1 protein-coding gene is annotated in these 601 nt (G+C 30.3%); it reads left to right on the plus strand.

The annotated features are described in order from the left end of the window. On the plus strand, positions 1 to 524 hold a 524-nt coding region (locus EZH24_RS13175), incomplete at its 5' end, for a hypothetical protein (RefSeq protein ID WP_236847274.1). Positions 525 to 601: the final 77 nt, after the last annotated feature.

Consider the following 601-nt stretch of genomic DNA (forward strand, 5'->3'; position numbering starts at 1 on the left):
CCGTAAGAACGATTACGATTAATTTCACTTTTACGGCAGACGATAAAACTTTGAAAAACAATACTCAAACTTTGTCCGTTGAAGTGAAGTTGACGCATGCTCAAGAAATTACTGCAGGAGACACAGAAATTCAATTTGTAGCAGAGGCATTAAGAGAAGCTCAAATTCTTTTAACTGATGAAGCAGATGCTAATAACGAGAGTATCTTTCAATATGATTCTTATGATAACACAGGCAAATATTATATCTATAAAAATACTACTGCTGATAGTGTCTTTAGTTATGATATGAGTAAAAAGGTAAATCAATTTATGAATAGACTTAAAAGGAGTGCTGCATTTGTAAACTACTTTACGGATGCAACATTTAATAACGATATTGCAAGCGTATCTGGAGATGATAAATCAATTACTTTTAGTTTAACCTTTGTTATGAAAGACGCTTACGAATTGGCTGATAACAAGATTAATATAAAAGTTACAAGTGTGTTGGAGGGAACTCAATGGGTTATTCCAAGTAATTAATGAAGATTAGAAAATTATAAACTGAAGATAATATGATTTAAGTTAATAAGATTTTTAAGAGTTAAACCGAATTTATT

Origin of the sequence: Brachyspira catarrhinii (assembly GCF_005518285.1) — a bacterium.
Lineage (GTDB): Bacteria > Spirochaetota > Brachyspiria > Brachyspirales > Brachyspiraceae > Brachyspira > Brachyspira catarrhinii.